This window comes from Flavobacterium sp. HTF, assembly GCF_003105115.1.
In the GTDB taxonomy this organism is placed as follows: Bacteria; Bacteroidota; Bacteroidia; order Flavobacteriales; family Flavobacteriaceae; genus Flavobacterium.
The window spans coordinates 1-5,234 of record NZ_QETH01000157.1; the positions used below are offsets into that span (position 1 = coordinate 1).

The 5,234-nt window shown below is 34.0% G+C and carries 5 protein-coding genes and 1 pseudogene; 4 read left to right on the plus strand and 2 right to left on the minus strand.

What is annotated here, in order from left to right; genetic code table 11:
• Positions 1 to 84: 84 nt before the first annotated feature.
• The 4 genes and pseudogenes from DCO46_RS22175 to can all read left to right on the plus strand — a co-directional run.
• Positions 85 to 258 (plus strand): annotated as a pseudogene (locus tag DCO46_RS22175) (ferritin-like domain-containing protein); the annotation flags it as partial.
• A 132-nt stretch (positions 259 to 390) separates the two neighbouring features.
• Positions 391 to 672, plus strand: a complete 282-nt coding sequence (locus DCO46_RS22180; protein WP_116754642.1) for a hypothetical protein — start codon at positions 391 to 393, stop codon at positions 670 to 672.
• A gap of 78 nt (positions 673 to 750) precedes the next feature.
• Positions 751 to 2,400: a SulP family inorganic anion transporter gene (locus DCO46_RS22185; RefSeq protein ID WP_116754643.1), complete on the plus strand. Its 1,650-nt coding sequence runs from the start codon at positions 751 to 753 to the stop codon at positions 2,398 to 2,400.
• Between the two features lie 119 nt (positions 2,401 to 2,519).
• The gene (gene can, locus DCO46_RS22190) at positions 2,520 to 3,158 is read left to right on the plus strand and encodes a carbonate dehydratase (protein WP_116754644.1); all 639 of its coding nucleotides are present in this window, start codon (positions 2,520 to 2,522) and stop codon (positions 3,156 to 3,158) included.
• Positions 3,159 to 3,191: 33 nt separating this feature from the next.
• Here can and DCO46_RS22195 read toward each other — a convergent pair whose 3' ends face one another.
• Positions 3,192 to 4,394, minus strand: a complete 1,203-nt coding sequence (locus DCO46_RS22195; protein ID WP_116754645.1) for an LETM1-related biofilm-associated protein — start codon at positions 4,392 to 4,394, stop codon at positions 3,192 to 3,194.
• A 105-nt stretch (positions 4,395 to 4,499) separates the two neighbouring features.
• The gene (locus tag DCO46_RS22200) at positions 4,500 to 5,027 is read right to left on the minus strand and encodes a superoxide dismutase family protein (RefSeq protein WP_116754646.1); all 528 of its coding nucleotides are present in this window, start codon (positions 5,025 to 5,027) and stop codon (positions 4,500 to 4,502) included.
• Between the last annotated feature and the right edge of the window lie 207 nt (positions 5,028 to 5,234).

A 5,234-nucleotide genomic window follows, 5' to 3' on the forward strand; every position in this document is an offset into this window, starting at 1 on the left:
GGATTACTAACATCGCCAGCTAAGACAGCAACGATATCATGACCGATCCCTCTAGCTTTATTTATACCATTTTCATCTTCCATAGCCGTTCAGTTAATTGTTCATTCACTATCTGATTTGCTGAAAATCGAAAGAGAGATTTTAAACAAATCAGGCGAAATTAACGATGAAGGAACAAATTCTATGATGAGTGACTTTATTGCGGAGCAGGAAAAAACAATCTGGATGATGAATGCATGGTTAGAAGAAACTTTGTAATTTATTACTAGTCAATTGCTTAAAAGCAGAATGATGCAGATGTATTATTCTGCTTTTTTGATTATGTTAAATTTCTATAAAATTTTCCATCAGTTTCTTTGATTTTATTTCTTTAACACTATTTTTGCCTCAATGAAAGTATTAGCCCGCATATTATTATTCATATTTATTGCTTTTTTATCGACCCCGACAATTGTTCAGGCGATAAAAAAATGCAATAGTGCGACTATGACTATCAGTCTTTCTGAAGAAGAGGTACATAAAGAACTTAAATCTATAGTACACCCGGTTATTTTAGAACACGAAGTTTTGATGCCGGTTTATATTGAGAAAAAAACAATCATATCTGAAAATATTGTAAAACTTGACAATATTTCTCCGAGCATATTTGCTCCACCTCCCAATTTAGTATAATACTTCCGATTATTTTTAAATGACTGCATTTTATAAAATGCGGCAGATCTTTAATGTATCAATTTTTAGTATTGTATTATGACAAAAAAAATCAATCTTTTTGCCAACCTTAAATCTGATTTTGCTTCAGGTTTAGTGGTTTTTTTGGTGGCTCTTCCGTTGTGTTTAGGTATCGCAATGGCATCTGGGGCGCCGTTATTTTCCGGAATTATCGCGGGTGTTATCGGTGGTATTGTAGTAGGATATTTAAGCCAGTCACATATTAGTGTTTCTGGTCCTGCAGCTGGCCTTACAGCAATTATATTAACTGCTATTACCAATTTTGGCGCTTTTGATGTGTTTTTAATGTCTGTTTTTATTGCTGGATTAATTCAGCTGGCATTAGGGTTTTTAAAAGCAGGAAGTATTTCAAATTATTTTCCAACCAATGTTATCGAAGGAATGCTTGCGGGTATCGGGATCATCATTATTTTAAAACAATTGCCGCACGCTTTTGGTTATGATGCTGATTTTGAAGGTGACCAGGCTTTTATCCAGAACGACGGGAGTAATTCCTTTTCGTTTTTATTTGACGTTATTAATCATATCAATTTAGGAGCTGTTGTAATTTCTCTTATTTCTTTAGTGATATTAATTTCATGGGATAGAGTTCCTTTTCTTAAAAAATTAAAATTAGTTCCGGGAGCACTTGTTGCTGTTATTCTGGGAGTTGTCTTAAACGAAATATTTATTTCAACCGGAAGTTCACTGGCTATTGCAAAAGAACATTTGGTTTCTTTACCGGTTCCGAAATCTTTTGATGATTTTAAATCGATAATTATCACCCCGAATTTTGCTTCAGTGACAAATCCGCAAGTTTGGGTTGTCGGAATTACAATTGCTATAGTGGCTTCTATTGAAACATTATTGTGTATTGAAGCTTCAGACAGAATGGACGTGCAGAAACGTTACACCAATACAAATGTGGAATTAAAAGCTCAGGGAATTGGTAATGTATTAAGTTCGCTTTTAGGAGGATTGCCAATGACATCTGTTGTGGTTAGATCTTCTGCAAATAATAATGCGGGGGCAAAATCAAAAATGTCATCCATTATTCACGGTGTACTTTTGCTTATAAGTGTACTTGCGATACCGGTAATTTTAAATAAAATTCCGTTAGCAACCTTAGCTACAGTTTTAATTTTGGTTGGGTACAAATTAGCAAAACCGGCAACTTTCCTGCACTTTTGGCACAAAGGGAAATATCAGTTCATTCCTTTTATTGCTACTTTGGTATTTGTAGTAGCTACAGATTTATTAAAAGGGGTGGCTTTAGGAATTATCATCAGTGTTATTTTCGTTCTGAGAGGAAACTTAAAAAGAGCATACAGCTTTAAAAAAGAAGAGTACGAAGACGGAGATGTTATTCATATTGATTTGGCACAGGAAGTTTCATTCCTGAACAAAGCCGCAATTAAACAAACACTGAGTGATATTCCGGAAAACTCAAAAGTAATCATCAATGCACATGATACAGAATATATAGCGCATGATGTACTGGACTTAATTCGTGAGTTTAAAGAAACAAGAGCTATCGATGAAAACATCAAAGTAAAACTGAAAGGCTTTAAGAAAGCATACGAATTAGAAAATTCACCTGAAGTAAATAACCATGTTACAATTGAACATTATTATGATGTTGCGAAACGAGCTTTGGTGAAAAAAGAAGAAGTAAAAGAAAAATTTTAAGCAAATTAAATAAATTAAGGGATTTTTAAAGTGTAACAAATATCAAAAAATAGGTAACTTTACAAATAAGTTCTTTTTGATCTGTTATACATTATAAATGCCTAAAAAAAAATAAGAAAATGAGAGAGTTTTATAAGCAAATACTGGAGAACAATAAAAAATGGGTTGAAGATTCGTTAGCAAAAGACCCAAATTATTTTGCTGATTTGGCAAAAGGACAATCTCCGCCATTATTATGGATTGGATGCTCTGACAGCCGTGTTCCGGCAAATGAAATTATCGGAGCCAAACCGGGAGAAGTCTTTGTTCACCGTAATATTGCTAATATGGTTGTGCACTCTGATATGAATATGCTGAGTGTGCTGGATTATGCAGTTAATGTTTTGAAAGTAAAACACGTTATTGTTTGCGGTCACTACGGTTGTGGTGGTGTAAAAGCAGCAATGGGTAATATGTCTGTCGGAATTATCGACAACTGGATCCGCCACATTAAAGACGAATATCGTTTGCATGATAAATATCTAAATTCAATTGAAGATGAAACAGAACGTTTTAATGCTTTTGTTGAAATCAATGCAAAAGAACAAGTATATAATTTAGCTAAAACTTCTATCGTGCAAAGCGCATGGAAAAATGGTCAGGACTTAATGTTGCACGGATGGGTTTACGGTTTGAATTCTGGTTTTGTAACCGATTTAAATGTAACCATTGCTTCGAATGATGAACTTGATGATGTTTACCAGTTAAGTAATCTGTAAAAAATAAAAAATCGCCCAAAAGGGCGATTTTTTTTATTCGTTTTCATCCAGGTTTTCATTAAAAGCCGAAGGTAATAAGGTTGGGATAAACTTGATTAAAATTGGCAATAATAAACTACCGCCCGGAAGTAAAAATATGGTGAGTGACGGAATCGTTTTACAAATATCCAAAAGCTGTTTTTTTACTTTTTTCTTTTCTTTTGCATCAAGGTCCCTCGTAGTAGAATAGGCAAGAAGAACGACTAATTCTTTACTTTGCATAATTTCCTTTACCAGTCTGTTTTTGTTTCTAATAATCAGTTTTACAACAGTATGCGTCATCTGATCATAAAAATGTTTTACCGGATTTGAATAATTGAAATACGGGATTTTCTTTTTATGTGTGGTGATAAAGTCATGAGTCGTATCGATGCTCTGGGTTACGAAATAATCGGATACTCCCATCATAGATCCTAACGAATACAGGAAATAAGCTTCCTCATTTTCTACAACACCATCGCTCCATAAAGCCATTCCGGCCATATCGATCAGATAATATTGTTCCAGTTTATCGTTAAAATAATCAAGCTGTAAGGTTTCTAAAGTATCTACGGTAACTTTTGAGAATTTAGAATATCGGATAGAGGCCTCGAAAAGTTTGATTAATAAATCATCATGCTGTGATTTGACCGTTTTGGTTTTTAAAGCGAGGCCTACAATACCAAGAACCGTTTCTTCAATCCTTTTTAAATATTTTTCGGGGATTTCGCCATGAGCGAGAAACTGTCTGAAAGCCAAAACATCAATAAATAACAACGCATTGGTAACCAGATGCGAAAAGTTTTTACTAATGATACTGTCATTAGTCTGAACTCTCTGGTCGATTATGTTTTCCAGTTCAAAAGAAGGAGCGTCTTTGGGAAGTAAAATTTTAAGTAAACTAAATCCTTCCGGATTCATTGCCTTGTAAAATTTCAGGACTTCGGTAATGAAATTTTTTGGTTCAGAATTCCTTTTTTCCAAACAAAAAATACCATATAATGTATTTAATAAGGCGACTTTTGAAATTTCCGTTTTAAACCAGCCTTTTATCGGAATTGGAATCTGAGAATCAATAGCGATGATATGGCCATAGATAAATCCGGTTTCTCTTACTTTATAGTAAAAGGAATCTTTATTCTCAAAAGGAATTGCTTCTGAGAACTTTTGTTCATTAAAAAACTTATCTATCCAGCCAGATGCCGATGCGTTAATCATTAACTTTAGTTTGAGGATACAAAGCTATATCTTTTTCTTGTGTTAAGATTAATTTTTAAATGAAATAACCACTAGATTTTGTGAAAAATAGTGGTTATTGTGTTTTTACTTGATAAGTCCTGCACATGCAACTCTTCCGCCTGCATTTCCGGTAGGCTGGGTTGTAAAATCATCTGTTCCCTGATGTACGATTAAACCTTTGCCTAAGATATTTTTTGTTTCATCTTCACAACCAATACACCATTCATCGGTAGTTAAAGTGATTGTTCCGTTACCTTTATCGTCGGCAGTAAAGTTACCGATATCACCTTTGTGATATTCTCCAACTCCCCATTTGCCATGTTTTTTAAAGGTAGGATTCCAGTGTCCGCCTGCAGAACTTCCGTCGGCAGCAGTACAATCCGATTTTTCATGAATGTGAATGGCATGGACTCCCGGCTGTAAACCGGCTACCTTTGCAACAAAAGTTACTTTGCCGTTTTTTTCCGTAAAAGTAGCAGTTCCAGTCACGGTACTGTTGCTTTTTGGCTCTAATGCAACGGTCAGAGTTTTTGCGTCATTTGATTTTGTACTTGTCTTACAGCCAATAATTAAGGCTGTGATTATAGCGATAGAAGCGATGATTTTTTTCATTTTACGGGCTATTAAATTAATTTATAAGTAAATTTAACATAAAATGGCTGAAATATTTGGATCAAAAAGTTAAAAAAACCTCAAATTACTTCATGTAAAATAAAACGAAACAGTCAGAATAAGCAGAAAATATTGCGTAAATTCGTATAGATTTTTCAAAGAAACTTCCAGAATTTAAAAAGTCTTTAATCTTTAAATTTTACTTTA